Here is a 26,018-nt window from a genome sequence, read left to right as displayed (position 1 = left end):
TGGGATTAGCAGGCAGCTCGGAGCTTCAAGAGAGGTAACAGAGATCGGCTTCCACTACCATGAAATGCCAAGGTCGAAAAATGCTCCTGCCATTTCGACACTTCCGCCCTCCATGGCGGTCGGACGGCATTTCCTGAGTCCGTATGGGCCAGCTTGCTGGCGTGTCGAGGGAGGTGACTCTGTTTCCTCTTTACACTGCATTTAAATAGATCGATTATTTAGTCTGTTTGGTATAATACTCATCTGTAAAATTAACTGAGCAAACCCTTTTCGCAACGGAATCCACGGAATCCACGGAAGAACACGGAAAAAGAGTGAGCAAATATGACAAAGCCACCGACAGACTTCAAACCAGCTCACACTTTTACTTAGATTGGTGTTATGTGCTTTCGAGTGTTGCTTTAGCCTTGTCGGCATAGCCATTGGGAGTGTCTGGGTGAGCTTGGGCATACTCTAACCAAGCCAGTCCTACACGACTGATCTTATTGGCTGCGTCAGCATCAATGGCAATATCAGCCTGATATAAGGCGAAATCTATTAAGGCCTCGGTATCTTTAAGCGCGGTTGTTTGTCGCGCTACCTGTTCAACTAGCTGCCCTTGTTGCGCCATATAATCGACTAGCAAGGTATAAAGGCTTCGACTCTCTAAATGAAAAGACATCTCGACTCTCCTTTACTTAACAAAAATAGCATGGTCAGCCACAGCTTATGACCTCACATCACTCTGATCAAGGTGCGCTTATTATTAGCTGATACGTTTTCCTATTTTGGGTTGTTTACTTGTTATCAGCAGCAAAACGCGCATGGCTGGGCATTCCTTTATCGACCGCGCGAATTAAACGCTCTGTTTTACGAGCCGTTTTAGACAGCTTTTGTTGCTGCTGTACCAATGCCCACTCGATATGTTCAAGCACCATTTCATCTCGTTCGCCTTGTTTACGCTGTTGCTCAAGGGCCAATATAATCGCCGGGCTCACAGGGGCATTGCCAAGGGCGACGGCTAAGTTACGCTGCCAGCGACGATAACCGATGCGGCGAATAGGACTGCCCTCGGTTTGTTTTAAAAAATACGGTTCGCTCCATGCGAATAACGCCAGCAATTCGGGAGCGTGTAGGTTATCACGCGCCATAAAATCGGGCTCTTGACTGGCATTAGCAAACTTATTCCACGGGCAGATCAGCTGACAATCGTCACAACCATAAATGCGGTTGCCCATTAATGGGCGCAGCTCAATAGGAATAGGCCCATCTTGCTCTATGGTGAGATAGGAAATGCAACGTCTTGCATCCACTACATAAGGTTCAACAATAGCGCCTGTTGGGCAGGCAGTAATACAGGCTACACACTTGCCACAGCCTTCTTCTGTTACGGGCTGGTCGATGGGCAGCGGTAGGTTAACGAGTAATTCTCCAAGAAAGAAAAACGAGCCTTGTTGATGGTTGATAAGAAGTGAGTGCTTACCTTGCCAGCCTAGTCCAGCTTTGGCCGCCAGTGGGCGCTCTAATACTGGAGCCGAGTCGACAAATGGGCGGGCGACTAACGCTTGGGCATGATCCATGATGCGATCGGAGAGCTTCTTTAAGCGTTGGCGCATTAGCTTATGATAATCACGGCCCAAAGCATAACGGCTGATATAGCCCAAGTTCGGTCTACTTAGCACACTGGCAATGGCAGCCTGTTCAGGTAAATAGTTCATGCGCACTGAAATAACCCGCAAAGTGCCAGGTAATAGCTCATGGGGGCGCGCACGCATCATGCCATGGCGTGCCATATAGTCCATATCGCCGTGATAGCCTTGCTCAATCCAGTTGGCTAACAAGGGTTCGTGCTCTGTTAAATTGGTATCAGTAATACCCACTTGGCTAAAACCGAGCTCGGATGCCCATTGCTTAATCTGTTGCGCTAAAGTGTCAAAAGTAGGATCTGTCATATACACGTGATTAGTCTGTTAGGGAGTCAAGTTTAACACAACATAAAAAGGCGATATGCAGTCTAATTGTGTCATGATGCCTGACAGGGGGACATCGAGTAGGATGGCGTATTTGTTATCTGTTACAATCGCTATTCTAACTGTATCGCCTTTATGCCTAATCAACTCAAGATGACGATGATGAACACACAGACTTTACATATAACCCTTGCCGATGAGCCCCAAACTTTGGCGTTGGGCAGTAAGCTGGCTCAATCTTTGAGTGCTGCTACTGTTATTTTTCTGCATGGTAGTTTGGGGGCAGGCAAAACCACCCTTAGCCGCGGCATTGTGCAAGGGCTTGGGCATAAAGGAAACGTAAAAAGCCCCACGTATACCCTGGTAGAGCCTTATCAAGTGGCTGCTTGGCAAGTGTATCATTTTGACTTATACCGCTTGTCTGATCCTGAAGAGTTGGAATATATGGGCATTCGTGATTACTTTACTCCAGACAGCCTCTGCCTAGTGGAGTGGCCAGAGCGGGGACTGGGGATGCTACCTGCGCCAGATATGGACATTAGATTACAATATGATGGCGTGCAGCGAATGGCGTTGATTGAAGCAAGCACCCCTGTAGGGGTTGCACTATTGGAGAAACTCACCACGTGAAGGCGATACTGATATTTATCTGTTTTTGGTTCAGCGTATCGGCCTGGGCAAATCAGTTAGAAAGCATTCGAGTTTGGCCCTCGCCAGATACCACGCGCATTGTACTTGATATGAGTGCGGCACCTGATCATGAGTATTTTATGCTTACTGATCCGCACCGCTTGGTGGTCGACTTACAGCAAACTAAGAATAAAGTGACCTTTTCTACTATCAAAAACAAGAGTGAGCTGATTACGAAAGTGCGTAACAGCACGCCGCCCACTGCTAGTAGCTACCGATTAGTCTTTGAGCTTAAAGACAGCGTTAAGCCGGTGGTGTTTCCCCTCTCACCTGCGGGTAATTATGGCCACCGGTTAGTGATAGACCTGCCTTACAGTGACTCTAACCTTAAACGTCAGCCTATTGTTCGAAAGCCCGCCCCCATGGGGCAAAAAGAAGTGGTGATTGCAATTGATGCTGGGCACGGTGGCGAAGATCCAGGAGCCATTGGCCCCAAGAGGAATCAAGAAAAAAAGGTAACATTGGCCATTTCACGTCGTCTTGCTGCACTGATTAATAAAGAACCGGGCATGCGCGCTGTGATGACACGCACGGGGGATTATTACGTTAATCTTAACAAGCGTTCAGAAATTGCTCGTAAGGGACGTGCCGACTTATTACTGTCGATTCATGCCGACAGTGTAGCTAATAGTGGGCCGCGGGGCGCATCCGTTTGGGTATTATCGTCTAACCGTGCTAATCGAGAAATGGCGGGTTGGTTAGAAAAGCAAGAGCGTCAGTCAGAGCTGCTAGGAGGAGTAGGGGAAGTGATTTCGCAAACTGATGGTAACCCCTATTTAACTCGTACTTTTCTTGATTTATCTATGGATAAATCCCGTGCCGATAGTTATGCCATCAGTGAGCATATTTTGTCTGCCATGGGCAAGGTGGTGCGATTACATAAAAGTAAACCTGAACATGCCAGCTTGGCAGTATTAAAGTCTCCTGATATTCCCTCGTTACTCATTGAAGCCGGTTTTATTTCTAACCCACAAGAAGAGCGGTTGCTGTTAACGGCTGCACATCAACAAAAAGTGGCGCTAGCTGTATTTAACGGCGTGAAATCGTTTTATCGTCAAAATCCGCCTAGTGGTACCATGATGGCTAATAAAGCCGCGGGTAAGCCACAAAAACACACAGTGCGTACCGGTGAAAGTTTGTCTTTGATTGCCACGCGTTATGGGGTGAGTGTTACCAAGCTAAAAGGGCACAATAGCCTAACCACAGATGTGGTACGTATTGGTCAGGTATTGAATATTCCGGGGAGCTGATATGGCCATTCAGATCTTGCCGGCACGTTTAGCAAACCAAATTGCTGCCGGCGAAGTCGTCGAGCGACCGGCTTCGGTCGTAAAAGAGTTGATAGAAAATAGCCTAGATGCGGGAGCTACTCGTATTGAGGTCGATATCGAAAAAGGTGGCGCTAAGCTTATCCGTATTCGAGATAATGGCAGTGGCATTGGTAAGCATGAGTTGGCGCTGGCGCTCTCGCGTCATGCGACTTCTAAGGTGAGTACGTTAGAAGATTTAGAGCGCATTATGAGCCTCGGTTTTCGCGGTGAGGCCTTAGCCTCTATTAGCTCGGTGGCGCGGTTAACACTGACTGCTAAAACAGCCGAGCAAACTGAAGCATGGCAAGCAATGGCAGAAGGGCGAGACATGGAGGTAAAATTGATACCGGCCTCCCACCCCCAAGGCACTACAATTGAAGTGAGTGACCTATTTTTTAATACCCCCGCCCGACGCAAATTTATGCGCACTGAAAAAACCGAGTTTGGTCACATCGATGAAGTTGTACGCCGCATCGGCTTAAGTCGTTTTGATGTTGACCTAACACTGCGCCATAACGGTAAGCAAGTGCGCCAATATCGCGCCGGAAAGTTGCCTTCTCAACAAGATAAGCGAGTGGCTGCAGTGTGTGGGCCTGCCTTTATTCACTCCGCACTAAAAGTAGACTGTGAACACCATGGTTTTAGGCTGTGGGGCTGGCTAGCCCCGCCTAGTGCGGCTCGGGCACAAAATGACGTACAATACACCTATGTTAATGGTCGTATGATGCGCGATAAATTACTTAATCATGCCATACGCCAAGCTTATGGTGAGCAGCTTCCCCCTGATAGTCATGGTGCCTTTGTGCTGTTTTTTGAATTAGAGGCCACTGAGGTGGATGTGAATGTGCATCCGGCTAAGCATGAGGTGCGATTTCACCAATCTCGCTTAGTGCATGACTTTATTTATCAAGTACTAGCACAAGCCCTAGAGCAGGCCGTACTCCCGCCTAGCGAAACGGCGTCTAGCACGGCCAATACGTCTGATGTGGTTCAGGTTCACGATGACAGCCCGCGCCAATCTCTTCGTCATAATGAGGTTAGCACCGAGCCCGAGTCGCGTTCCACTAATGTGCGTTATCAAGCCCCAACACACGGATACGGTCAATCGGCCCGAGAAAGCACTCCCAGCCAAATTAGCCGTAGTGAATGGCAAGGTATAGAAGGCTTACTTACCACTGTGGCATCTGACAGTGAGGCAAAGTCTAATAAAGAGGCCAACACTTTATATGAAGATCCTAATGCTTTATCTGATGTCTCGCTTAGCTCAGCGAATGGCCAAGTATTACAATTAGTAAAAGATCAGGCCATGGTGTTGTGGTATCAAGATAGGCTCTGGTTATGTGATCTTAACCGAGCACAGGCTTATGCAGATGGTGTGGCGTTATTAGCAGTATACGAGCAAGGCCTTACCCCTCAGCCTTTACTTTTACCCATTAGACTTAGCCTAGCTCCTGAGCTGCAACAAGCGCTGGTAGATCATCAAACACAACTGCAAAAGTTGGGGGTGGAGTTGAAAAATGGCCCTAACGGCACCACTATTTTAACTCGAGTGCCACAACCTTTGCGCCATGCAGACTTAGCACGTTTGTTTCCTTTATTATTAACGCAGCTGAGTGAGGAAAAAAGTCCTGCCAATTTATGTCAGTGGCTAAGTACCCACGGTCATGTGGCTCATTCTTCTTGGACTATGAAACACGCGCAGGCGTTGTGGCAAGAGTTACATGCGCAGCTTATAGCACCAAAGCGAGCGCAAGCGCTCAATCAGCGATTGATAGCAGCCAAAGAGCTGCCTTTTTTACAACCGCTGGCTCTAGAACAACAATTAGATAGGTGGATACATGGGGACTAAGCCCCTTGCAATATTTTTAATGGGTCCGACGGCATCCGGTAAAACCAGCTTGGCACTTGAACTGTGTCAGGTGTTGCCCTGCGATATTATTAGCGTTGACTCTGCACTGGTCTATAAAGACATGAATATTGGTACCGCCAAACCCACAGCAGCAGAGCAGGCATTAGCGCCTCATCAACTCATTGACTTGTTAGACCCTAGTGCCGCGTATTCTGCTGCTGACTTTAGGCGCGACGCTTTGGCTGCCATGGCCAAGAGCACGGCTGCAGGGCGTATTCCCTTGCTGGTAGGCGGCACCATGCTGTATTTTAAGGCATTATTAGAAGGGTTATCGCCGCTTCCTAGTGCAGATGCTGCAATTAGGGCAGACATTGAGCAGGAAGCTCAACACCTTGGCTGGGAAGTGTTACATCAGCAATTAGCCCAAATTGATCCTGTGGCTGCCGCCCGAATTCACCCTAATGATCCGCAGCGATTATCGCGGGCCTTGGAGGTTTTTCGTATTTCAGGCAAGACGCTAACAGAATTAACCCAACGCAAAGGTGATGCTTTGCCCTACAAAGTGTTACAGTTTGCTATTGCGCCCACAGAGCGGGCTGAATTACACCGGCGTATAAACGAGCGCTTTCGTTTAATGCTGGCGCAAGGGTTTGAGCAAGAAGTGCGTGCGTTGCGTGAGCGGGGGGATTTGCATCCTAATTTACCGGCTATTCGTTGTGTCGGGTATCGTCAGATGTGGGATTACCTCAGTGGTGAGGTTAGCTATGATGACATGGTTGCCAAAGGCACCGCCGCTACCCGACAATTGGCTAAACGCCAACTCACGTGGTTAAGAGGCTGGCCAGAGGTGCAATGGCTAGATACGCATAATAAAGCGCTGGCGCAAGATGTTGTGGCGCAAATTAGGCTTGCGAGCCCTGGCCAATTACAATAGATAACAACAATAAGAAACCCATTACGACCACCATAAGGATAACAAGATGGCCAAGGGACAATCACTACAGGATCCATTTTTGAATGCGCTGCGACGAGAGCGTATTCCTGTTTCTATCTACCTAGTAAATGGCATCAAGCTACAAGGGCAGGTAGAGTCATTTGATCAGTTCGTTATTTTACTGAAAAACACGGTTAGCCAAATGGTTTACAAGCATGCTATTTCAACCGTGGTTCCGGCGCGGCCTGTGCATAACTTAGGTGCGTCAAGTAGCAATAGCAATGAGGCTGCGTCAGAGCAAGATCAAGACTGAATATGATCTGCCGCTCACATTGGCCACGTCGTTGTGCCACCATGTACCATAAAATGCGTTAATATGACGGAGGGCGAGCCTTGTTTAACAGCGATGAAGTAGCTGAATCTGCTATTTTGGTGCATATTGATTTTTCAAATGGCCATGAACGAGAAGATCTCGAAGAGCTTAAGCTGTTAACCGAGTCAGCAGGCGTTCCTTGCTGTACAGTATTGACGGGCAGTCTGTCGTCTCCTCATGCTAAATTTTTTATTGGCACCGGCAAAGTGGATGAGTTGGCCAGCTTAGTGCAAATGCACAATGCTGATGTGGTGATTTTTAATCACAGCTTAAAACCGTCTCAAGAGCGTAACCTTGAGCGAGAAATACACTGTCGAGTGTTGGATCGTACGGGCCTTATCTTAGATATATTTGCGCAGCGTGCCCGTACTCACGAAGGTAAGTTACAAGTTGAGTTGGCCCAGCTTCGCCATTTATCGACGCGTTTAGTGGGTGGACGAGCTGAACTAGGACGTCAAAAAGGCGGTATAGGCTTACGTGGGCCCGGCGAAATGCAGCTTGAAACAGACCGACGTTTATTGCGTGAGCGAATTAAATATATTCAAAAACGCCTAGAAAAAGTATCGAGTCAGCGAGAGCAAAGCCGTCGCTCACGCAAGCGTAATGAATTGCCGACGGTTTCTTTAGTGGGCTATACCAACGCAGGCAAGTCGACCTTATTTAATCAGTTGACCGGTGCTCAAGTGTATGCGGCAGATCAGTTGTTTGCGACGTTGGATCCCACACTGCGTAAGCTAGAGTTGTCTGATGCTGGCACTTTGGTATTGGCTGACACTGTAGGTTTTGTGCGGCATTTACCGCACGATTTAATTGCCGCCTTTAAGGCAACATTGCAAGAAACACGCGATGCAGATTTATTGTTGCACGTAGTGGATTGCGCCGATGAGCAAATGCGTGAGAATATTGACGAAGTTAATTCGGTATTAGAACAAATTGAAGCCGCTGATGTGCCTGTACTCATGGTATTCAATAAAATAGATAAGTTAGCAAAGCCCAGTGCGCGGATAGAATTTGATGAACAAGGCCTACCGCGAGCAGTATGGTTGTCGGCACAACAAGCATGGGGCATTAATGAACTATTTGATGCGCTAAACCAATTATTGGCGGGGGTGTTGGTTGAGTACCAGCTAATATTACCTGCATCGGCATCAAAGCTGCGTAGTCGGCTTTATGCCATGAAGGGCGTTGTAAGTGAGTCGTTTGGCGAGCAGGGTGAGTTTGTAGTTGATATTCGACTGAAACAAGCTGATTGGCAACGTTTGCTTAAGCAAGAAGATGAGCCGTTAGAGCGCTTTATAAGCGAGTAATTGCTTGGTAAAGTTACTTTTATAAACCAGAAAGACGGAGAGACAAATGGCTTGGAATGAGCCTGGAAATGGTGGTAAAGACCGTGACCCTTGGGGGAATAACGGTAAGCAACAAGGTCCACCAGATCTGGATCAGGTAATTCGTAACCTGAGTAATAAAATCGGCGGCTTGTTTGGTCGCCGTGGTTCCGACTCCGGTGGTGGAGGCGGTTTAGGTTCTTTCGGCGTCATTGTCGCCTTAGTGATTGCTTTAGGTGTGTGGGTGGTCAGTGGCTTCTACACCATAGGTGAAGCACAGCGCGGTGTGGTATTACGTTTTGGTAATTACTATCAAACTGTTGAGCCTGGCCTAAGCTGGAAAGCCACCTTTGTCGACCAAGTGTTCCCGGTCGACGTAGAGTCGGTACGCTCACAACCCGCCTCTGGCTTTATGCTCACCAAAGATGAAAACTTGGTGCGGGTTGAAATGGACGTACAATATCGCGTGATGGACCCGCGTGATTACTTGTTTAACGTGACTAATGCCGACGATAGTTTACACCAAGCGCTCGACAGTGCTCTGCGTTATGTTGTGGGTCATAGCACCATGGATGACGTATTAACCGTGGGCCGTGAACGAGTGCGTCAAGAAACACGTGAGTTACTTGAAAGCATCATTGAACCTTATGAATTAGGGTTGGCGGTACTGGACTTAAACTTCTTGCCGGCACGTCCGCCAGAAGAAGTAAAAGATGCCTTTGATGATGCCATAGCTGCACAAGAAGACGAGCAGCGCTTTATCCGTGAGGCAGAAGCTTATGCTCGTGAAATTGAGCCTAAAGCCCGTGGTCAAGCTAAGCGTTTATTACAAGAAGCTGAAGGGTATAAAGAGCAAATTGCTTTACGTGCTGAAGGTGAAGTCGCTCGATTCCGTCAGTTACTCCCTCAGTATCAAGCGCAACCTGAGTTAATGCGCCAGCGTATTTATTTAGAAACCATGGAAGAGATCTACAGCAAGGTCAATAAAGTGGTGGTTGATACGCCGGAAGGTAGCAATAACTTGATGTATTTGCCGCTAGATAAATTAGTGGAGCAAAATGCTAACCGAGTTAAAAAGGTCGATCCTAATATCATCACTTCTGATTATATTAATGGAATTCAACAACAAGCGGGCTCAGACAGTGGCCAAGGTGCTGGCTCTGCGCAAGGTACTCTACGTCCAACAGGGAGAAACTAAGCCATGAAAAAAGGTTTATTGGTGATTGTTGCCCTGATTGCTATCGTTCTTTATGCCTCGGTATTTGTAGTGGTAGAAGGCGAGCGGGGCATAGTGCTGCAATTTGGTAAAGTAAAACGTGAGCAAGGTACTGAGCTGCCTACCCTTTATGGGCCTGGCTTGCACTTTAAGGTGCCCATGATCGACCAAGTACGTAAGTTAGATGCTCGCTTACAAACCTTGGACGACCAAGTGGATCGTTTTGTTACCTCAGAGAAAAAAGACTTAATTATCGACTCGTTCGTAAAATGGCGTATCGATAACTTTGCAACCTATTATCTGGCCACGGGAGGAGGTAATCGTCTGCAAGCAGAAAACCTGCTGCGCCGTCGAATTAACAACAGCCTGCGTTCAGAAATTGGTAACCGTACTATTCGTGATATTGTTTCTGGCGAACGTGGCGATGTAATGGAAAGCGCCTTGCGTGGACTGTTAGAGTCCTCGTCTGAACTGGGTATTAAAGTGTTGGATGTTCGGATTAAGCAAATTAACTTGCCTACCGAAGTGTCTAATTCTATTTACCAGCGCATGCGTGCCGAGCGAACCGCAGTTGCCCGCGAGCATCGTTCAGAGGGGCGCGAGCAAGCTGAAATTATTAAAGCCGGTGCCGATCGTCGGGTAACTGTTATGATTGCAGATGCGCAGCGTAACTCACGTACCTTACGCGGTGAAGGTGATGCTCAAGCTGCGTCAATTTATGCAGACGCTTATGCATCAGATCCAAGCTTTTTCAGCTTTATTCGTAGTCTTGAAGCCTATCGTAAAAGCTTTGAGCACGGTGGTGACTTAATGATAGTGAAGCCAGAAGGTGACTTCTTCCGCTATCTTAAAGATCCATCAGGCCAAACACAGTAACCTCGCTAACTGATTAAAAAGCCCGGCTTGCCGGGCTTTTTTATGGCTGAAAAAGAGGCCTAGGGTGAGGTGAACGCAGAGCGTTTTTTTATTGGTACTGCCGTGTTCCGAATGTGGTCAAAATTTGATAGACTCGGTTTTTAATAACTTAACAGTTAGTGAAAGGAAAAATGGGACAAAACGTTGTAGTACTTGGCACCCAATGGGGTGATGAAGGCAAGGGGAAGGTGGTTGACCTTCTAACTGACAAAGCCCGTTATGTAGTACGCTACCAAGGCGGCCATAACGCGGGTCATACGCTTGTTATTGACGGTGAAAAAACCGTTCTACACCTTATTCCATCCGGTATTTTACGAGACAATTGCACCTGCATTATTGCTAATGGTGTGGTGTTGGCGCCAGATGCTTTGCTTAAGGAAATGAAGGGCTTGGAAGCCAGTGGGGTGCCAGTGCGTGAGCGTTTGGTACTAAGCGAAGCTTGTCCTTTAATTTTGCAATACCATGTTGCCATGGACCAAGCCCGTGAAGTGGCTCGTGGCGCTAAAGCCATTGGTACTACAGGCCGTGGCATAGGCCCTGCCTATGAAGATAAGGTAGCTCGCCGTGGTTTACGTGTTGGTGACTTGGCAAACATGGACACCTTTGCCGTTAAGTTGAAAGAAATTGTAGACTACTACAACTTTCAATTAACTGGTTTTTACGGTGTTGAAGCTGTTTCTTATGACGCAGTGCTAGAAGAAGCAAAAGGTTATGCCGAATTGCTAACTAGCATGGTGATTGACGTAACTGATGTGCTGGATATTGCCCGTAAAAACGGCGATAAGATCATGTTTGAAGGTGCACAAGGTACTTTACTTGATATTGACCACGGTACTTATCCGTTTGTTACCTCATCTAACACGACTGCGGGTGGCGTGGCCACAGGCTCGGGTTTTGGCCCTTGTTATGTAGATTATGTGCTGGGCATTATTAAGGCCTACACTACGCGTGTTGGTTCTGGTCCTTTCCCTACCGAATTGTATGACGGTCAAACACACTTAGATACTGTAGGTGAACACCTAGGTACAGTGGGTCATGAGTTTGGTGCTACTACAGGCCGCTTACGCCGTACGGGGTGGTTAGACTTAGTAACAACTAAGCGTGCCATTCAGGTTAACTCCATTTCGGGTTTTTGTTTAACCAAACTGGACGTATTGGACGGCCTGAAAGAAGTTAAAATCTGTGTTGGTTACGAAATGCCTGACGGCTCAATAAAAGATGTGCCACCTATGGCCGCTGAAGACTATGAAACCGTTAAACCTGTCTATGAAACTATGCCAGGTTGGAGCGAAAACACAGTGGGTGTGGTGACTTTTGAGGGATTACCTCAAGCAGCGCAAAACTATATTAAGCGTATTGAAGAGCTGACTGGTGTGCCGATTGATATTATTTCAACTGGCCCCGATCGCGACGAAACCATGGTGTTACGTAACCCCTTTGCTGACTAATTAGCAACAGCAATATAAAACGCCAGCTCAATGAGCTGGCGTTTTTTTTAGGCTAAATGTCGGGCGCTGGGTGCTGTTTGGGTGGATAATACCAATCTGTAAAACTAACTGATCAAAATTTTTGCCACGGAACCCACAGAAGAACACGGAATAATAGAGATAAGATCTGAAAAAGACTTGATAGGGTAAGAGCCAAACACCCAACTATTAGTAGGGGAGCCCTTACCATTAGCAGTATTTGAGTCGTTATCACTTTTCGCTCTTGCCTTTTTCCGTGGATTCCGTGGCAAAATAGCCCTTAGTTTTTTACTTAATACAAACTGGCCATATACTTACTTAGATTGGTATAAGATCCGGCTGCGCCGAATTTCGCAGCTAAAGCAGCGACTACAGACGTGCACTATTTAAAAGCTGCATTGTCTTTTCTTAACTGGCCGCTGAAGAGCAGCTGACCGCTATACGAAAAAACCAGCTCGTTTTTTCTTGAGCTGGAGTTAAATCAAGCGTTGCGCTCTACAGCCATGTGAGCCAAATCAATTAACGCTTGCTTATGCTCAGAATCAGGCAGAATTTTTAAGCTATCAATAGCCTTTTGTGCTTCAAGCTCAGCTTGCTGATGACTGTACTCTAAGGCTTGAGTATCAGCTAGAATACCCAGAATTTCCTCAAGGTGCTCCATCCCATTACGCTCTGAAATGGCCTCACGTATACGATTGCGCTGGGCGTCATTACCCACCGCCATCGCGCGCAGTAATGGCAGGGTAGGCTTACCCTCGGCTAAGTCATCGCCCACGTTCTTACCCATATTATGGCTGTCTGAGCTGTAATCCATAATGTCATCTACCAGCTGAAAAGCGGTGCCTAAATATTTGCCGTAGTCCAGCATGGCTTGCTCTACATCAGGAGTTTGGTGGGTGAGCACAGCGGCGAGGCGAGTAGCGGCTTCAAACAGTTTAGCTGTTTTACAATAGATTACCTGCATGTAACTGTCTTGGGTGGTGTCGGGATCGTTACAGTTCATTAGCTGCAACACCTCACCTTCAGCAATAATATTAGTGGCATCACTGAGAATATTCATGATGCGCATATTATCGAGCTCGGTCATCATCTGAAAGGCGCGGGTATAGAGAAAATCCCCAACCAACACACTGGCCGCATTACCAAATAAGGCGTTGGCAGTATCTCGGCCTCGGCGTAAGTCTGATTCATCCACTACGTCATCATGCAGCAAAGTGGCGGTATGAATAAACTCAATAATAGCAGCTAAGGTGATGTGATCTTCGCCTGGGTAGCCCAAGGCGCGTGCAGCCAGTACTGTCAACTGTGGGCGCATCCGTTTGCCGCCGGCCCCTACAATATAAAGTCCGAGTTGATTGATTAAAGCCACGTCTGATTGCAAGCGCGACATAATTAAATTATTCACCGATTGCATGTCTTGCTCGGTTAATTGTTTTATTTTATTAATATTTACCATAAAGTGATAGCCAAACGACGCAGTTAAAACCATTGAGTCTTGATTTTACACTATTTCGCATTGGGTTAAAGCGACCGAGGCGCGCTTTGAGACCTTCTAAGATAAGACACATTTTTTTATGTGTTCACTCTTGTCTCACCCTCGCAATCTGCGTACAATACGCGACCATTGTAGAACAGTTTAAGTGCACACCCGTAAGAGGGTTAAATGTGCCAATAATTCGGAGTTAAAATCATGTACGCGGTAATCCAAAGCGGCGGAAAACAGCACCGTGTAGCCGAAGGGCAGGTGCTTCGTCTAGAAAAGCTAGACGTTGAAACAGGTGCTTCTGTCGAATTCGACAAAGTACTTATGGTTGCTCAAGGTGAAGACGTTAAAGTCGGCGTTCCTTATGTTGACGGTAGCAAGGTAGTTGCTGAAGTGGTAACTCACGGTCGTGGCAAAAAAGTTAAGATCGTTAAGTTCCGTCGTCGTAAGCATTCACGTAAACAGCAAGGTCATCGTCAGTGGTTCACCGAAGTGAAAATCACTGCTATTAGCGCTTAAGGGGAGTAAAGTTCCATGGCATCGAAAAAAGCAGGCGGCTCTACTCGTAACGGTCGCGATTCAGAAAGTAAACGTCTTGGTGTTAAGCGCTACGGCGGTGAGAATGTCCTGGCGGGCAACATCATCGTTCGTCAACGTGGAACTCGTTTCCATGCCGGCGACAACGTAGGCTTAGGTAAAGACCACACTCTATTCGCTAAAGCCACAGGCAAGGTGAAGTTTGAGGTTAAAGGTCCTAATAACCGCAAGTTCGTAAGCATTGACGCTGAATAAGCCTCAAGCTGATTAAAAAAGCCCCGCCCTTTGGCGGGGCTTTTTGTTTGATAAAAAGCACATTCAGCAGAGTGCCAGATACACTGGTATGAGCATGCGAATGGGAGAGTAATACCATGAAATTTGTTGATGAAGCACAAATTCGAGTCGAAGCCGGTGATGGCGGCAATGGCTGTGTAAGTTTTCGTCGTGAAAAATACATTCCTAATGGCGGACCTAATGGGGGCGACGGGGGAGATGGCGGCGATTTATATATGATTGCTGATGAAAACCTAAACACCCTTATTGATTATCATTTTGAACGTTTTCATCGCGCTGAACGTGGCGAAAACGGTCGGAGCACCAACTGTACGGGTAAGCGCGGTCAAGATTTAGTATTAAAGGTGCCTGTCGGCTCCCGTGCTAAAGATCAAGAAACCGGTGAGATATTGGGTGATCTGACTCGCCATGGCCAAAAGCTATTAGTCGCTAAAGGCGGTTTTCATGGGCTAGGTAATGCGCGCTTTAAAAGTTCTGTTAATCGTGCCCCACGGCAAAAAACGAACGGGACGCCGGGTGAAGTGCGTGAAATATTACTGGAGCTATTACTGCTAGCCGACGTAGGCATGTTGGGTTTACCCAACGCGGGAAAATCAACTTTTATTCGTGCGGTATCTGCGGCTAAACCTAAGGTTGCCGATTATCCTTTCACTACCTTGGTCCCTAACTTAGGTGTGGTACGTTGTAGTGGTCATCAGAGTTTTGTGGTGGCTGATATTCCTGGACTTATTGAAGGTGCAGCTGAGGGGGCAGGCCTAGGCATGCGCTTTTTAAAGCACCTAGAGCGTTGTCGTGTGCTGTTGCACATGGTAGATATCTTGCCTGCCGATGAGACAGATCCTGCTGATAATGCCGATATTATTATTAATGAGTTAGTACAATACAGCGACGCTGTGGCCAATAAACCACGCTGGTTAATCTTTAATAAGCTCGATTTGGTGTTAGAAGAAGAAGCAGAAGCTATTATTGAGCGTGTGATCAAGCATTTAGACTGGCAAGGTCCGGTATTTCGTATTAATGCCATTAGTAAAGACGGCACCCAAGAGCTGACCGAAGCGCTTATGGACTTTTTAGAAGCCAATCCGCGTACTCAACAAGAGTTAGAAGCTGCACGTGAGCCGGTTAACTTTAAGTGGGATGAATACCACGAAAATACACTGAATGATCAGCTAGAATTAGCGGATGATGAAGACGACGATGATTGGGACGATGAAGAAGACGACGGTCACCTTGTGTATACGCGAGAGTAATTTATGTTAGTTTCAATGATTGTGGCCATGGCGCGTAATGGCGTGATTGGCAAAGATAATACTATGCCGTGGCATTTGCCGGCTGATTTGGCGTATTTTAAACAAACCACACTGGGTAAACCCATAGTGATGGGGCGTAATACGTTTAATTCTATCGGTAAACCTTTGCCTGGGCGGCGCAATGTGATTGTGAGTCGTAGCTTAACGCAAGCGCCAGCTGGCACAGAGGTGGTAGACTCACCAGAAGCGGCGTTGGCGTTATTGCAGGATGAAACTGAGGTGATGATCATGGGGGGCGGTGCACTATATCAAGCTATGCTGCCCTTTACTCAGCGTCTTTATCTCACGCTTATAGAGGCAGAGATAGAAGGAGATACGTATTTTCCTTTTCACGTTGCCGATTGGCAGTTTCAGTATGAAGAAATGCGATTAGCTGATGATCGCAACCAGTACGATTGCCGATTTCAAATCTATGAAAAGGCTAAGAGATAGCGCCCAGCGCCGAGCACCAAGCTAGAGCGCTTGGTGCTCGGCGCCATGTCTTACGCGTATACTGGGCAGGGGGTGGCGATACGCTCGCCGGTTTCCCAGCACAGTAAGGTCATACTTCCTCCCCACACACAGCCGGTATCTAGCGCATAAACATTTTCAACTTCACATTGACCCTCTAACGCCGCCCAATGGCCGAAGATCAGTGGCGGATCTTGGTGATCCTCGCGCAAGCTAAACCAAGGTACTAGCTGAGCAGGCGCATCGCTTAAGCTCGCCTTATGGGCAAAATCTAATTGGCCGTTAGTATGACACAGCCGCATACGGGTAAAGGCATTAATAGTGAAGCGTAACTGCTCAATATCTGAAAGTTCAGTGTGCCAAGCATTCGGCTCATTGCCATACATTTGTGCCAAACGCTCTTTATAGTGTGCTGAGCGTAATTCAGTTTCGGCACTGCGCGCAGCCTGTCTGGCTTGCTCAATATTCCATTGCGGTGGAATGCCGGCATGAGTCATTACAAACTCAGGCTCATGAGGGCTATTTGCTATTGATGTAGACGAGGGAATGGCTTGTGTATATTCAACTAACAAGGGTTGCTGGCGTAACCAATAAAGCAGATCACGCCCGTCGGCTGCTTGTAAAATAGGACTAATTTTATCAGCGGGATTGGGTTTACCAATACCGTTAGCGACCGCTAATAGATGTAAATCGTGATTGCCCAGTACAGTAGTGGCTGCATTGCCTAACGCCATTACGCGGCGTAAGCAGCCAAGGGAGTCTGGGCCACGTGCAACAAGATCGCCGGTTAGCCATAAATGATCCCGAGAAGGGGTAAAACCCACGTTGGCAAGTAGCCAGTTAAGCTCACTCAGGCAACCTTGTAGATCGCCAATAACATAGTTAGCCATCAGTGAATGAGGTTAGGTAACGCAAGACGAAAAGGCGCGATGGGGGCATCAAACTCTTGGCCATCTTCTTGGCTTAGGGTGTAGCTGCCTTCCATAACGCCTACTTCTGTTGCCAGGCTCACACCACTGGTATAAGTAAATTCGGTACCCGGTGCTATTTTAGGCTGCTCGCCGACCACACCGCTGCCTGCCACTTCAATTTTTTTGCCGTTAGCATCGGTAATTATCCAGCTTCTGCTGATTAAGGTGACCGGCTTTGTACCTTTATTGGCAATGGTAATGGTATAGGCAAACACATAATTTTGCTCATCGGGCGTCGAGCGCTCAGCTAAATAATGTGGCACAGTCGTAATGTGAATAGCATCGGGAGTCATGATTATTCCTTGCGTTTGGCCAAGGCATTAGCCAAAACAACGTACTGCACTAATGCGAGTTGTTCTGGTCGTGCCGAAGGGTCTAGCCCAAGTTCGGTTAGCTGCTCTATACTAAACAGATGACTTAGGCTGTTGCGGATGGTCTTGCGTCTTTTACCGAAGGCATCGGCAGTAATACGCGATAAGCAGCGAATATCGTCTACCGGATGAGGGGGCGTTGCATAGGGCAAGAGTTTAACCACGGCCGAGTCAACTTTAGGGGCAGGCTTAAAAGCCTCTGGGCCCACTTCTAGCACGGGGACTACTTGGCAATAATATTGTGCCATGACACTCAGGCGACCGTAAGTTTTGCTACCCGGGCCTGCGGCTAAACGATTAACCACCTCTTTTTGCAACATAAAGTGCATGTCTTCTACACAGGCTGCAAACTCAAACAGATGAAACATCAGCTGTGTTGAAATGTTGTACGGCAAGTTGCCAAATATTTTTAGCTTTTTGCCAGGCTCTTGTAATTGGCTAAAATCAAACTTCATGGCATCGGCTTGATGAATAACAAGCTTCTCTTGTAAGAAAGGATGCGTGGCTAAGCGGGCTGCCAAATCACGGTCTAACTCCACTACATTCAATTTTTCTATGCGATCGCATACAGGACCTGTGAGAGCCCCCAGACCCGGGCCAATCTCAACCATGGTAAAATCATTCGTCGGATGGATTGCATCTACAATTTGGTCAATAACATAATCATCGTGCAAAAAGTTTTGACCAAAACGTTTACGGGCTTTGTGCCCTTGGTGAACCTTACTATTCATCGCGTTTTCTTATCATATCAATGGCTTGATTAAGTGCGCACAGCATACTGCCCGCATCGATTTTGTCGGTTCCGGCTATTTCTAATGCGGTACCGTGATCTACAGAGGTACGAATAAATGGCAGACCCAACGTAATATTCACCGCTTGGCCAAAGCCTATATATTTAAGTACCGGTAAACCTTGATCATGGTACATGGCCAAATACGCATCGGCATTTTCCATATACTTAGGTTGAAATGCCGTATCGGCCGATACTGGGCCTATCAGCTCCATGCCTTCGGCTCTAAGAGTATCGAGAGTTGGAATAATAATATCCAGCTCTTCGCGCCCTAAGTGCCCGTCTTCTCCGGCATGGGGGTTGAGGCCACACACATAAATGCGCGGATTAGGTAGCGCAAATTTACTCTGTAACTCGGCATGAAGAATACGGATAATTTTGCTTAAACGGTCTTCAGTAATGGCCTTAGCCACATACGCCAGCGGAATATGCGTGGTGACTTGTGCTACGCGTAAACCGGGCGCGGCAAGTAACATGACGACGTCAGGTACATTGGCTTGTTGGGCAAAAAACTCGGTATGACCACTAAAAGACACGCCCGCTTTATTAATAATACCTTTATGCACAGGGCCAGTGACTACGGCGGCAAATTCGCCACTCATATTACCGTCAGACGCTCGCTTTAGCGTTTCAAGTACGTATAAACCATTAGCCTCATCTAACACGCCTGGTTTGGCTGGCTTAGCCAATGTCACCGGCGCTATAGTTAGCGTGCCAGCTCGTTGTGGTTGCGGCGCTTTATCTGCTTGATAAGGAATAAGGATTAGCGATTTACCTAACGCCTTAGCTCGGCCCTGAATGAGCTCAGGATCAGCAATCACGACCAGTTCTACTGGCCAATCTTGTGCGGCTAACGCCAGCATCAGCTCTGGGCCAATGCCGGCGGGCTCGCCGGGTGTTATTGCTATACGTTTACAAATCACAGGTCACCGTTTGATAATTGGGTGTCGACAATACGGATATAGGCTTCATCCTTGAGCTCGTCCAGCCAAGTTTGCACTTCTTCACTAAAGCGACGGTTAAAAATAAGTTTATAAGCACGCTGTTCGCCGGCTTGTTCGGTGGCATCTGTAACGCGCTTATCTTCAAGCTTCACTAAATGCCAACCATGTTCAGAGCGAAAAGGCTCACTCAGCTCGCCAACTTTAAGGTGGCTCACTGTGTCACGAAAGCTGCTTACATACATGTCTGGTGCCGCCCAGCCAAGGTCCCCTCCGTTAATGGCAGAGCCTGGATCTTCAGAATATTGCTCCGCCAACTTGGCAATGGTTGCAGTGCCTGCCTTAATAGAGCGCGCAAAATCGTTCAGCATAGATTGAGCTTTGTCTTCGCTCAGAATAATAGAGGGCTTTAGCAAAATATGGCGTGCGCGCACTTCTACCGCTTGCACGGTTTGGGCTGTATCACCTTGCACATCAAAAATAGTTAAAATGTGCAAGCCGGCACCAGATCGAATAGGGCCAATAATATCACCCTTCTGATTATTCTTCACCGCTTCGCTAAATAAGGAGGGCATTTCATTGATGCCCATCATACCCCAGTCGCCACCTTCAAGTGCTTTAGGGCCAGCACTGTTAGCGATGGCGAGCTGGCGAAAGTCTTGCCCTTGCTGGAGTTGCTTAATCAATTTTTTTGCTTGAGTGTCTGCTTGACGAAGCTGTTGGGTGCTTGGATCGCTAGGCAGCGCTAATAAAATATTACCCACATGGTAACCTTGTTGAGCTTGGCCTTGTTCTTTAAGCATTTGCACGACTTGTTTTACTTCTTGATCAGAAATATTAATACGGCGGCGAACTTGGTTACGGGCCAACTCACTGAGTAAAATCTCGTTACGAATCTGATCTCTAAATTGACCATAGGTGATGCCTTGATCTTTGATACTCGATCGCAATTGCTCAGGTGTTTTGCCTTCGCTACGTGCCATATTCGTAATAGCTTGTTCTAATTGAGTATCAGTAATTTGCAGCCCTAAACGCTCAGCCAGTTGTAACTGTAAGCTTTCAAGAATCAAGCGATCGAGTGCCTGTTTGCGCAGGGCTTGTTCATCGGGTAAGGCTTGTTCTGCAGCGCTTGCGCTGTTTTTTACTTGGCTGACTAAGCCGCTTAATTGGCTTTCTAAGACCACGTCTTTATCTACTACAGCAACTACTTTATCAAGTAATTCAACCGCTTGGCTAGCCGTTGATAGCAAGCCTAGGCTGGCGGCAATCAATAGTTTTTTACATCTTTTATTCATGAAAAATCCTGTGTGCGATAAAAATTAATTATTTAAATTAAAGGGGCGATAGTAAGGTAATAAATTAGTACCGGGTGAGAAACTACCATCACCGGTAGCTAACGAACTTAATCCTTTAAGCTCAAATCGCAGACCAATCAAAGTTTCTTGCTCTACTTCACCTGGATTTGTTTGTTTGTATTCTTTTTGCGACTGTTCCCACACTAAGCTCACCGCCCAGCAGCAAGAGTCATAGCGCAGACCTATCAGAGTATCGATGTTGCGATTGAGTTCAATATCTCTGTAATAGCCGCCTATGAGACGCCACTGAGGATCCAGTGGCCAAGAAAAAGTCCCCCCTAACTGATTAAGATCGTCATCTAAATCGGCATCAGTAAAATAGGTTTGATTTAAGTGACGAAACCCCAGCTGTGCCAGCTTGCCTTGATTGTTGTATTCCAAGGTAATATTAGCCGCAGCTAAGCGTTTATTACGGGTATCTTGCTGGGCTTCGGTATGCACAAACCAGTTGTTATCTATATTGAGGTCACCCTCAAAAGTTAAAAACGAGCGCTTGGGATCGCTGATCTCATCATTATGCTTAGGAAATAACTGCACCCGAGGCGAGATAAAGTTATAGGTTTGGGCAAGAGCCAAACGCAACCGTTCAACGCTTTCAGCATCATAAATACGGCTGGTAAAACCAGCAGTAATTTGATTGGCATCATTAATGCGATCTAACCCTGCATAGCGGCGATCACTAAATAGGCTGTAATAATCTTGGCGCATATCTGTGGTGTCGTATAGGCCAATATTATCTTGGTCTTTAAAAGGCACATACAGGTATTGCAGCTGTGGCTCTATGGTTTGGGTAAAGTCTTGCTCAAACCATTGGGTTTCTCTATCAAACACCAGAGTACCGTTGAGTCGAAAACGCGGCAGAAGGCGATCCACGCTGGAGTCCAGGCCGTCGGTGGTAAACCCCAGACCGTTGGTGTTCTGATCCCCATAATAGCTTGATAAGGTATCAGGAATATCTTGCTCATAATGGGTGTAGTAAGCGCCAACATCGGCCGTTAGTTGAGCGCCGGGTTGGTTAATAACCGAATACACCAGCTTAGGTTCAATATGAACGCGAGTGGCTTCATACACTTGGTCTGCGTCATTTTTAAACTGGGTAACTTCACTGTTGAGCCCTAAATCAACATCGCCAAAACCTCGATAGCTGGTTAGCGCTAGGCTTGGGGCTAACTGGAAAGGCATGGTATTTAAATTTGTTTTTAAGATCTGATAGTCACGAATTTCGGTGGTTAATTGCCAATGCTTATCATAGTAACCCCCGCGAAATGACTGCATAAGTTGATCATCAACAATTTGACCTACCGGTGGGGAAAAATCATCGAAGTACTCTTTATCCCAATCGGCCACTTTGGTGTAATCGGCACTGGCACGCCAGTGGCCCGCATCATCAAAGCGGGCATTATGGCGCCAATTAAATAACCAACGGTGATCATCTCGCCACCGAGTCTCATTTAACTCGTCGTCGCTCGATAAGTACTCACCATATAAAGTGCCACTTTGGCCTGCTGTTGGGAGGTAACGAAACTCCAACTGCGCCATAGTACCGCGTTTTTTCATATAGCGTGGCGTAAATGTGGCGTCGTAATTAGGAGCAATGTTCCAGTAATAAGGCAGGCTAATGTCGGTGCCGTTATCGCCGCCAAATTCAAAACTTGGGTATAAAAGCCCACTTTGACGTTCGTCTTTAACCGGGAACTTAATATAGGGAAAATAAAATACCGGTACATCGCCCAGCCACAATACCGCATTCCAAGCTTCGCCAAATACTTCATCTTGCTCAACCTGCACCGAGCTGGCTTTTAACTGCCATGCTTCCCCATCGGGTGGGCAAGTAGTATAGCTGGCCCCTTTTAAGTCAACTTGGCTAGTATTGTCACTTAAACGTACTTGTTTGGCATGCCCGCGACCAGGCTCTCCATGAAACTGATAATTTGCTTCATCAAGTTGAGTGTCTTTACTGGTCAGATTACCCGTGAGGCGCTGTTGGCTGTCTACGGTAATAGCACCGTCAGTATAATAAATATTACCTTCTGCTAGCACATCTTTGCTGAGTTGCTCTAATTCAAGGTAATCGGCACTGAACTTGCGTTGAGCTTGCTCTACTTGTACATCACCACTATAGACAACTTTACCATCTCGGGTGGCATCTAGGGTCTCTGCTGTGACGGTAATGGGCGCATTATTACCCTGGCCAGAAGACATGCCCGAACTAGGGGCAGAGGGTGACACTACTTTTAGCGGAACATGACTAAAGCAGCGACTAAAATTGAAGGCGGCTTCCTGGGTAGCAGCTGTTGTTTCTTGAGTTTGGGCCTGAGAGAGGCCTGATAGCAACAATAGCGGTAAACCGATAATCCGTATTCTCATGGGGTTGACGCTCGCATCTGTGTGGCGACACCGCCTTCTATGGCTAGTTGAGCTTTGGGTGTCATTACTTTATGGTATCTTGCTATGATAAAGCATTCTTGCGGTCAGCACTATGACCCTGCTTTAATGGTATTTTCATTTAGGACTGCGTTCATGCGTTTCACTGCAATCTATTGGTTTTTGCCTTCGGTATGCTCTTGTGTTGCCCGTTTTCCTACTGCTTCAATAGATATGGCTGAAGGATAATTCATGTTGGCTCACATTAAGGGAAAGTTAATCGGCTTTGCATTTGGTTTTTTAATTGGCAATTTACCCGGGGCGCTCTTGGGGTTGTGGTTAGGTCATATTGTTGACAAAAAACTGGCTAATGCATGGGTATTTAATAAAAGTGCACAATCAGAGTTTTTGTATACCACGTTTGCGACTATGGGGCACATGGCTAAGTCGAGCGGGCAAGTATCTAGTGAAGAGATTCGCCTAGCTGAACAGTTAATGAATCAGTTACGCTTGCAAGGTGAACAACGAGTTCAGGTACAAAATGCCTTTCGCGAAGGCAAGAGCGTTGATTTTCCGTTGCAAGATACGTTGCGCCGTTTTCGGGCGCGAGTGAAAGACAGCCGTAACTTATTGCGCTTTTTTATGGAGGTGCAATTACAGCTAGCCTTTGCGGATGGTGAGCTACATCCTGCTGAACATCGTTTATTATTAATGATAGCGCGAGAACTGGGTTTTTCTGAATCGGAGCTGGCGCAGTTACTGGCTTTTGCCGAAGCACAGTTGAACGGAGCACATCAAGGTTTCCATCAAGGTGCGGGGCAAACCGGTGGTCGACAGCAGCAACCCCCCGCCGACAGACTGCGTGATGCATATCGTATTCTTGAGGTGGCCGATGATGCCGACGATACCGAGGTAAAACGTGCTTATCGTCGACAAATGTCTAAACATCACCCCGACAAACTTGCCTCTCAAGGCTTACCTAAAGAGATGATGGAAATGGCCAAAGAAAAAGCTCAAGATATTCAACAAGCTTGGGAAACCATTAAAAGTGTACGCAATATAAAATAAAGTACAGCTTTAAGTCGTAAGCTAGAAGCTGGAAGTTAAAAATAACACTAACCATAAAACCCCGCTGTTAGCCTAAGAGCTACAGTGGGGTTTTTTGCTTTTTGTAACATGTTTGTTTTTCAGGACCTGTGTTTTTCTTCCCGCTTAAAGCTTATCGCTTCCGGCTTTCTTTTAAACCAGTCTATTTTGTGCTTTTCCCGCCACAAAGGCTTCTATATTATCAATCAGTTGACTGGCCAGACGCTGCATAGAAGCAAGGCTTGCCCAAGCAACGTGGGGCGTTAATATAAAGTTAGGATAGGCCAATGCCTGCATTAATGGGTTATCTACTGCTGGTGGCTCGTCGGTGACAACATCAAATCCGGCGCCTCCAATAATTTGCTGGGCTAACGCCCGTAATAAAGCAGTTTCATCAACCAAGCCGCCACGGCCAACATTAATTAATAAAGCATCGTCTTTCATTAGCTTAAACTCAGCCTCACCAATTAAATGCCGCGTTTGGATATTAAGTGGGCAGTGTAAGCTAATCACATCAGCTTGCTCTAATAAGGTCTCAAAACTTACTCTACCCGCAGTTGCAATTTGGCCCTTGCGTGCTGCGACTAACACCTTCATGCCCAATGCTTGTGCCATTTTCTCTAAATCTTTAGCAATGGTGCCATAACCTATTAAGCCTAAGGTTTGACTAGCTAAATCGCGTATGGGGTAGTCAAAATAACAAAACTGTCCGCTTTGCTGCCAGCGCCCCTGAGTAATAGAGTAACGATAGGCATGTAAATTACGATTCAAGGCCATTATTAATGATAAGGCATGCTCTGGTACCGAGCTTTTACTGTAATTACGTACATTACATACCGCAATATCTGCTTGTTGGCAGGCATCAAGATCCACGTTATCACTGCCAGTGGCAGCTAAGGCTATGAGTTTGAGTTTAGGTAACTGTGCCAGCATGTCTGCAGTTAAAGATACTTTATTTACCAACACAATATCAGCATCGGTTAAACGCTGCACCACCTGCTCTGGGGAAGTATCATCATAAGCTTGCCACTGATGAACAAAGTTAGGGCGGCGAAGATGTGCTTGATGCGGTAGCGTTTTTTGATCGAGAAAGACGATCTTCATTGTATTGCTCCTTTAAATATTGCGGGGCGCTAGGGGGCAGAGGTAACCAACCAAGACGAACCAACCAGCCTGCTATTTGTTTATTTAATATCCTTGAGCCATTAAAGTGCTGCACTGCATAGCCAGCTTTTTCGCGTTGTTTTAATTGCTGTTGGCGACGCTGCTGATTATGCCAAGTTAAAGGATTATCTGGGCGACTGTATATATCAAGGATAGGGTAGGGGCTGCGCGCCAAACTAATAGCCAACATTTTTTGCTCGCTAGACTCACGGGGTAAAGCATCAAATAAAATTAAGGCGTGAGGGGCAGTAACGGCTTCACTATCAACTAACTGCTGATACCAAATACTGGCACTGCCCTGTGTGAGCACAACCAAGGGGCTGATAGTTTTTTTTAATTCGGTGACGGCATGAGTAGTCTGTGCGTCACTTACTAAAAGAGGCTTGGGCAATACACGGTTAAGCTGCTCTGCCCATTGCGACAGCCACTGGCTGTGTGACGTTGAAATTTGCTCGCTGCTAGGATCAAATAGCAGCTGTTGAGGGGCGGGCTCCAGTAATAATACTTGCCAGCCTCGTTGTTGCCATTCTTGTGCCACAGGTAACCAGCGATGTGTTTGCTTGAATTCGGGCCAAATAAGTAAGGTACCGACTGGCGTACTGGGGGCGTGATAATGTAACAGGTGAGCTGAGGGTTGATATTGATCCATGCTCGCCCAATAAAGCTGTGCCTGACTAGAGGCCGAGATAAGTAGGGCAGCCAACAATGCGCCACCGGTCATCATCCGTGATGTGCGGTTAAGTTGCTTGCTGTATGTCCACATTTGCGGCTCCTATTATACCAAACACACTAAATAATCGATCTATTTAAATACAGTATGAAAGAGGAAACAGAGTCACCTCCCTCGACACGCCATAAACCCATCCATGGGGGCT

The 26,018-nt window shown here is 46.9% G+C and carries 25 protein-coding genes; 14 read left to right on the top strand and 11 right to left on the bottom strand.

Annotated elements, in window-relative coordinates; all coding sequences use genetic code 11:
* Positions 1–379: 379 nt before the first annotated feature.
* Positions 380–661 (bottom strand): hypothetical protein, encoded by a 282-nt coding sequence (locus ACTHY5_RS03740; protein ID WP_441876564.1) that lies wholly within the window; start codon positions 659–661, stop codon positions 380–382.
* Positions 662–776: 115 nt separating this feature from the next.
* A complete protein-coding gene (queG, locus tag ACTHY5_RS03735; RefSeq protein WP_441876561.1) occupies positions 777–1,931 on the bottom strand; it encodes a tRNA epoxyqueuosine(34) reductase QueG in 1,155 nt (384 codons plus the stop codon).
* Positions 1,932–2,111: 180 nt separating this feature from the next.
* On the opposite strand from queG, the gene tsaE reads away from it, so the two are divergent.
* The 9 genes from tsaE to ACTHY5_RS03690 all read left to right on the top strand — a co-directional run bounded on the left by tsaE (position 2,112) and on the right by ACTHY5_RS03690 (position 12,009).
* Positions 2,112–2,579, top strand: coding sequence for a tRNA (adenosine(37)-N6)-threonylcarbamoyltransferase complex ATPase subunit type 1 TsaE (tsaE, locus tag ACTHY5_RS03730; RefSeq protein WP_441876558.1), 468 nt, complete (start codon positions 2,112–2,114; stop codon positions 2,577–2,579).
* Positions 2,576–3,889 carry an N-acetylmuramoyl-L-alanine amidase gene (locus tag ACTHY5_RS03725; protein WP_441876556.1) on the top strand — a complete coding sequence of 438 codons (1,314 nt, stop codon included), beginning with the start codon at positions 2,576–2,578 and terminating at the stop codon, positions 3,887–3,889. Before tsaE ends, ACTHY5_RS03725 begins: the two co-directional genes overlap by 4 nt.
* Before the next feature lies 1 nt (position 3,890).
* On the top strand, positions 3,891–5,798 hold the full coding sequence (gene mutL, locus ACTHY5_RS03720) for a DNA mismatch repair endonuclease MutL (protein WP_441876554.1): 1,908 nt from the start codon (positions 3,891–3,893) through the stop codon (positions 5,796–5,798).
* Positions 5,788–6,732: a tRNA (adenosine(37)-N6)-dimethylallyltransferase MiaA gene (miaA, locus tag ACTHY5_RS03715; RefSeq protein ID WP_441876552.1), complete on the top strand. Its 945-nt coding sequence runs from the start codon at positions 5,788–5,790 to the stop codon at positions 6,730–6,732. The genes mutL and miaA overlap by 11 nt, the downstream gene beginning before the upstream one ends.
* A gap of 46 nt (positions 6,733–6,778) precedes the next feature.
* On the top strand, positions 6,779–7,045 hold the full coding sequence (gene hfq / locus ACTHY5_RS03710) for an RNA chaperone Hfq (protein WP_441876549.1): 267 nt from the start codon (positions 6,779–6,781) through the stop codon (positions 7,043–7,045).
* Between the two features lie 80 nt (positions 7,046–7,125).
* Positions 7,126–8,412, top strand: coding sequence for a ribosome rescue GTPase HflX (hflX, locus tag ACTHY5_RS03705; protein ID WP_441876546.1), 1,287 nt, complete (start codon positions 7,126–7,128; stop codon positions 8,410–8,412).
* A 46-nt stretch (positions 8,413–8,458) separates the two neighbouring features.
* Complete coding sequence (gene hflK / locus ACTHY5_RS03700) at positions 8,459–9,628, top strand: FtsH protease activity modulator HflK (protein WP_441876544.1); 1,170 nt, start codon at positions 8,459–8,461, stop codon at positions 9,626–9,628.
* A gap of 3 nt (positions 9,629–9,631) precedes the next feature.
* Complete coding sequence (gene hflC, locus ACTHY5_RS03695) at positions 9,632–10,522, top strand: protease modulator HflC (RefSeq protein WP_441876541.1); 891 nt, start codon at positions 9,632–9,634, stop codon at positions 10,520–10,522.
* A 170-nt stretch (positions 10,523–10,692) separates the two neighbouring features.
* Positions 10,693–12,009, top strand: coding sequence for an adenylosuccinate synthase (locus tag ACTHY5_RS03690; protein WP_441876538.1), 1,317 nt, complete (start codon positions 10,693–10,695; stop codon positions 12,007–12,009).
* Positions 12,010–12,508: 499 nt separating this feature from the next.
* Here the strand turns inward: ACTHY5_RS03690 and ispB are convergent, their stop codons facing one another.
* Positions 12,509–13,483 (bottom strand): octaprenyl diphosphate synthase, encoded by a 975-nt coding sequence (gene ispB, locus ACTHY5_RS03685; RefSeq protein WP_441876535.1) that lies wholly within the window; start codon positions 13,481–13,483, stop codon positions 12,509–12,511.
* A gap of 234 nt (positions 13,484–13,717) precedes the next feature.
* Here ispB and rplU point away from each other — a divergent pair, with 234 nt between their 5' ends.
* The 4 genes from rplU to folA all read left to right on the top strand — a co-directional run bounded on the left by rplU (position 13,718) and on the right by folA (position 16,083).
* A complete protein-coding gene (rplU, locus tag ACTHY5_RS03680; RefSeq protein ID WP_208003608.1) occupies positions 13,718–14,029 on the top strand; it encodes a 50S ribosomal protein L21 in 312 nt (103 codons plus the stop codon).
* A 15-nt stretch (positions 14,030–14,044) separates the two neighbouring features.
* Positions 14,045–14,302, top strand: coding sequence for a 50S ribosomal protein L27 (rpmA, locus tag ACTHY5_RS03675; protein WP_208003607.1), 258 nt, complete (start codon positions 14,045–14,047; stop codon positions 14,300–14,302).
* A gap of 116 nt (positions 14,303–14,418) precedes the next feature.
* Positions 14,419–15,591 (top strand): Obg family GTPase CgtA, encoded by a 1,173-nt coding sequence (gene cgtA, locus ACTHY5_RS03670; RefSeq protein ID WP_441876532.1) that lies wholly within the window; start codon positions 14,419–14,421, stop codon positions 15,589–15,591.
* 3 nt (positions 15,592–15,594) lie between these two features.
* Positions 15,595–16,083 carry a type 3 dihydrofolate reductase gene (gene folA, locus ACTHY5_RS03665; protein ID WP_441876530.1) on the top strand — a complete coding sequence of 163 codons (489 nt, stop codon included), beginning with the start codon at positions 15,595–15,597 and terminating at the stop codon, positions 16,081–16,083.
* Positions 16,084–16,133: 50 nt separating this feature from the next.
* On the opposite strand, the gene ACTHY5_RS03660 is transcribed toward folA, so the two are convergent.
* Genes ACTHY5_RS03660 through lptD form a run of 6 tightly spaced genes read right to left on the bottom strand, consistent with a single transcriptional unit; the run spans position 16,134 to position 22,896 of the window.
* Entirely contained in the window at positions 16,134–16,991 is an 858-nt protein-coding gene (locus ACTHY5_RS03660) for a symmetrical bis(5'-nucleosyl)-tetraphosphatase (RefSeq protein ID WP_441876527.1), read from the bottom strand.
* Positions 16,991–17,365, bottom strand: a complete 375-nt coding sequence (apaG, locus tag ACTHY5_RS03655; RefSeq protein WP_441876524.1) for a Co2+/Mg2+ efflux protein ApaG — start codon at positions 17,363–17,365, stop codon at positions 16,991–16,993. Before apaG ends, ACTHY5_RS03660 begins: the two co-directional genes overlap by 1 nt.
* A gap of 2 nt (positions 17,366–17,367) precedes the next feature.
* Positions 17,368–18,174 carry a 16S rRNA (adenine(1518)-N(6)/adenine(1519)-N(6))-dimethyltransferase RsmA gene (gene rsmA / locus ACTHY5_RS03650; protein ID WP_441876521.1) on the bottom strand — a complete coding sequence of 269 codons (807 nt, stop codon included), beginning with the start codon at positions 18,172–18,174 and terminating at the stop codon, positions 17,368–17,370.
* Positions 18,167–19,156: a 4-hydroxythreonine-4-phosphate dehydrogenase PdxA gene (gene pdxA, locus ACTHY5_RS03645; protein ID WP_441876518.1), complete on the bottom strand. Its 990-nt coding sequence runs from the start codon at positions 19,154–19,156 to the stop codon at positions 18,167–18,169. Before pdxA ends, rsmA begins: the two co-directional genes overlap by 8 nt.
* On the bottom strand, positions 19,153–20,469 hold the full coding sequence (gene surA, locus ACTHY5_RS03640) for a peptidylprolyl isomerase SurA (protein ID WP_441876516.1): 1,317 nt from the start codon (positions 20,467–20,469) through the stop codon (positions 19,153–19,155). Before surA ends, pdxA begins: the two co-directional genes overlap by 4 nt.
* Positions 20,470–20,493: 24 nt before the next feature.
* Complete coding sequence (gene lptD, locus ACTHY5_RS03635) at positions 20,494–22,896, bottom strand: LPS assembly protein LptD (protein ID WP_441876513.1); 2,403 nt, start codon at positions 22,894–22,896, stop codon at positions 20,494–20,496.
* A gap of 249 nt (positions 22,897–23,145) precedes the next feature.
* Between lptD and djlA the strand changes: the two genes are divergently transcribed.
* Complete coding sequence (gene djlA / locus ACTHY5_RS03630) at positions 23,146–23,961, top strand: co-chaperone DjlA (RefSeq protein ID WP_441876510.1); 816 nt, start codon at positions 23,146–23,148, stop codon at positions 23,959–23,961.
* Positions 23,962–24,132: 171 nt separating this feature from the next.
* Here djlA and ACTHY5_RS03625 read toward each other — a convergent pair whose 3' ends face one another.
* Together ACTHY5_RS03625 and ACTHY5_RS03620 are read right to left on the bottom strand one after the other, a co-directional pair.
* The gene (locus ACTHY5_RS03625) at positions 24,133–25,083 is read right to left on the bottom strand and encodes a D-2-hydroxyacid dehydrogenase (protein WP_441876507.1); all 951 of its coding nucleotides are present in this window, start codon (positions 25,081–25,083) and stop codon (positions 24,133–24,135) included.
* Complete coding sequence (locus ACTHY5_RS03620) at positions 25,022–25,906, bottom strand: hypothetical protein (RefSeq protein ID WP_441876504.1); 885 nt, start codon at positions 25,904–25,906, stop codon at positions 25,022–25,024. The genes ACTHY5_RS03625 and ACTHY5_RS03620 overlap by 62 nt, the downstream gene beginning before the upstream one ends.
* Positions 25,907–26,018 lie beyond the last annotated feature (112 nt).

It is taken from the genome of Oceanisphaera sp. (assembly GCF_052084945.1).
GTDB lineage: Bacteria > Pseudomonadota > Gammaproteobacteria > Enterobacterales > Aeromonadaceae > Oceanimonas.
Note: the sequence above shows the minus strand (reverse complement) of the source record. Positions and strands in the feature narration are given on the sequence as shown.

Coding starts and splice junctions, on each gene's coding strand:
- ACTHY5_RS03740 (WP_441876564.1), bottom strand. CDS start 661: ATGTCTTTTCATTTAGAGAGTCGAAGCCTTTATACCTTGCTAGTCGAT.
- queG (WP_441876561.1), bottom strand. CDS start 1,931: ATGACAGATCCTACTTTTGACACTTTAGCGCAACAGATTAAGCAATGG.
- tsaE (WP_441876558.1), top strand. CDS start 2,112: ATGAACACACAGACTTTACATATAACCCTTGCCGATGAGCCCCAAACT.
- mutL (WP_441876554.1), top strand. CDS start 3,891: ATGGCCATTCAGATCTTGCCGGCACGTTTAGCAAACCAAATTGCTGCC.
- miaA (WP_441876552.1), top strand. CDS start 5,788: ATGGGGACTAAGCCCCTTGCAATATTTTTAATGGGTCCGACGGCATCC.
- hfq (WP_441876549.1), top strand. CDS start 6,779: ATGGCCAAGGGACAATCACTACAGGATCCATTTTTGAATGCGCTGCGA.
- hflK (WP_441876544.1), top strand. CDS start 8,459: ATGGCTTGGAATGAGCCTGGAAATGGTGGTAAAGACCGTGACCCTTGG.
- hflC (WP_441876541.1), top strand. CDS start 9,632: ATGAAAAAAGGTTTATTGGTGATTGTTGCCCTGATTGCTATCGTTCTT.
- ACTHY5_RS03690 (WP_441876538.1), top strand. CDS start 10,693: ATGGGACAAAACGTTGTAGTACTTGGCACCCAATGGGGTGATGAAGGC.
- ispB (WP_441876535.1), bottom strand. CDS start 13,483: ATGGTAAATATTAATAAAATAAAACAATTAACCGAGCAAGACATGCAA.
- rplU (WP_208003608.1), top strand. CDS start 13,718: ATGTACGCGGTAATCCAAAGCGGCGGAAAACAGCACCGTGTAGCCGAA.
- rpmA (WP_208003607.1), top strand. CDS start 14,045: ATGGCATCGAAAAAAGCAGGCGGCTCTACTCGTAACGGTCGCGATTCA.
- cgtA (WP_441876532.1), top strand. CDS start 14,419: ATGAAATTTGTTGATGAAGCACAAATTCGAGTCGAAGCCGGTGATGGC.
- folA (WP_441876530.1), top strand. CDS start 15,595: ATGTTAGTTTCAATGATTGTGGCCATGGCGCGTAATGGCGTGATTGGC.
- ACTHY5_RS03660 (WP_441876527.1), bottom strand. CDS start 16,991: ATGGCTAACTATGTTATTGGCGATCTACAAGGTTGCCTGAGTGAGCTT.
- apaG (WP_441876524.1), bottom strand. CDS start 17,365: ATGACTCCCGATGCTATTCACATTACGACTGTGCCACATTATTTAGCT.
- rsmA (WP_441876521.1), bottom strand. CDS start 18,174: ATGAATAGTAAGGTTCACCAAGGGCACAAAGCCCGTAAACGTTTTGGT.
- surA (WP_441876516.1), bottom strand. CDS start 20,469: ATGAATAAAAGATGTAAAAAACTATTGATTGCCGCCAGCCTAGGCTTG.
- lptD (WP_441876513.1), bottom strand. CDS start 22,896: ATGAGAATACGGATTATCGGTTTACCGCTATTGTTGCTATCAGGCCTC.
- djlA (WP_441876510.1), top strand. CDS start 23,146: ATGTTGGCTCACATTAAGGGAAAGTTAATCGGCTTTGCATTTGGTTTT.
- ACTHY5_RS03625 (WP_441876507.1), bottom strand. CDS start 25,083: ATGAAGATCGTCTTTCTCGATCAAAAAACGCTACCGCATCAAGCACAT.
- ACTHY5_RS03620 (WP_441876504.1), bottom strand. CDS start 25,906: ATGTGGACATACAGCAAGCAACTTAACCGCACATCACGGATGATGACC.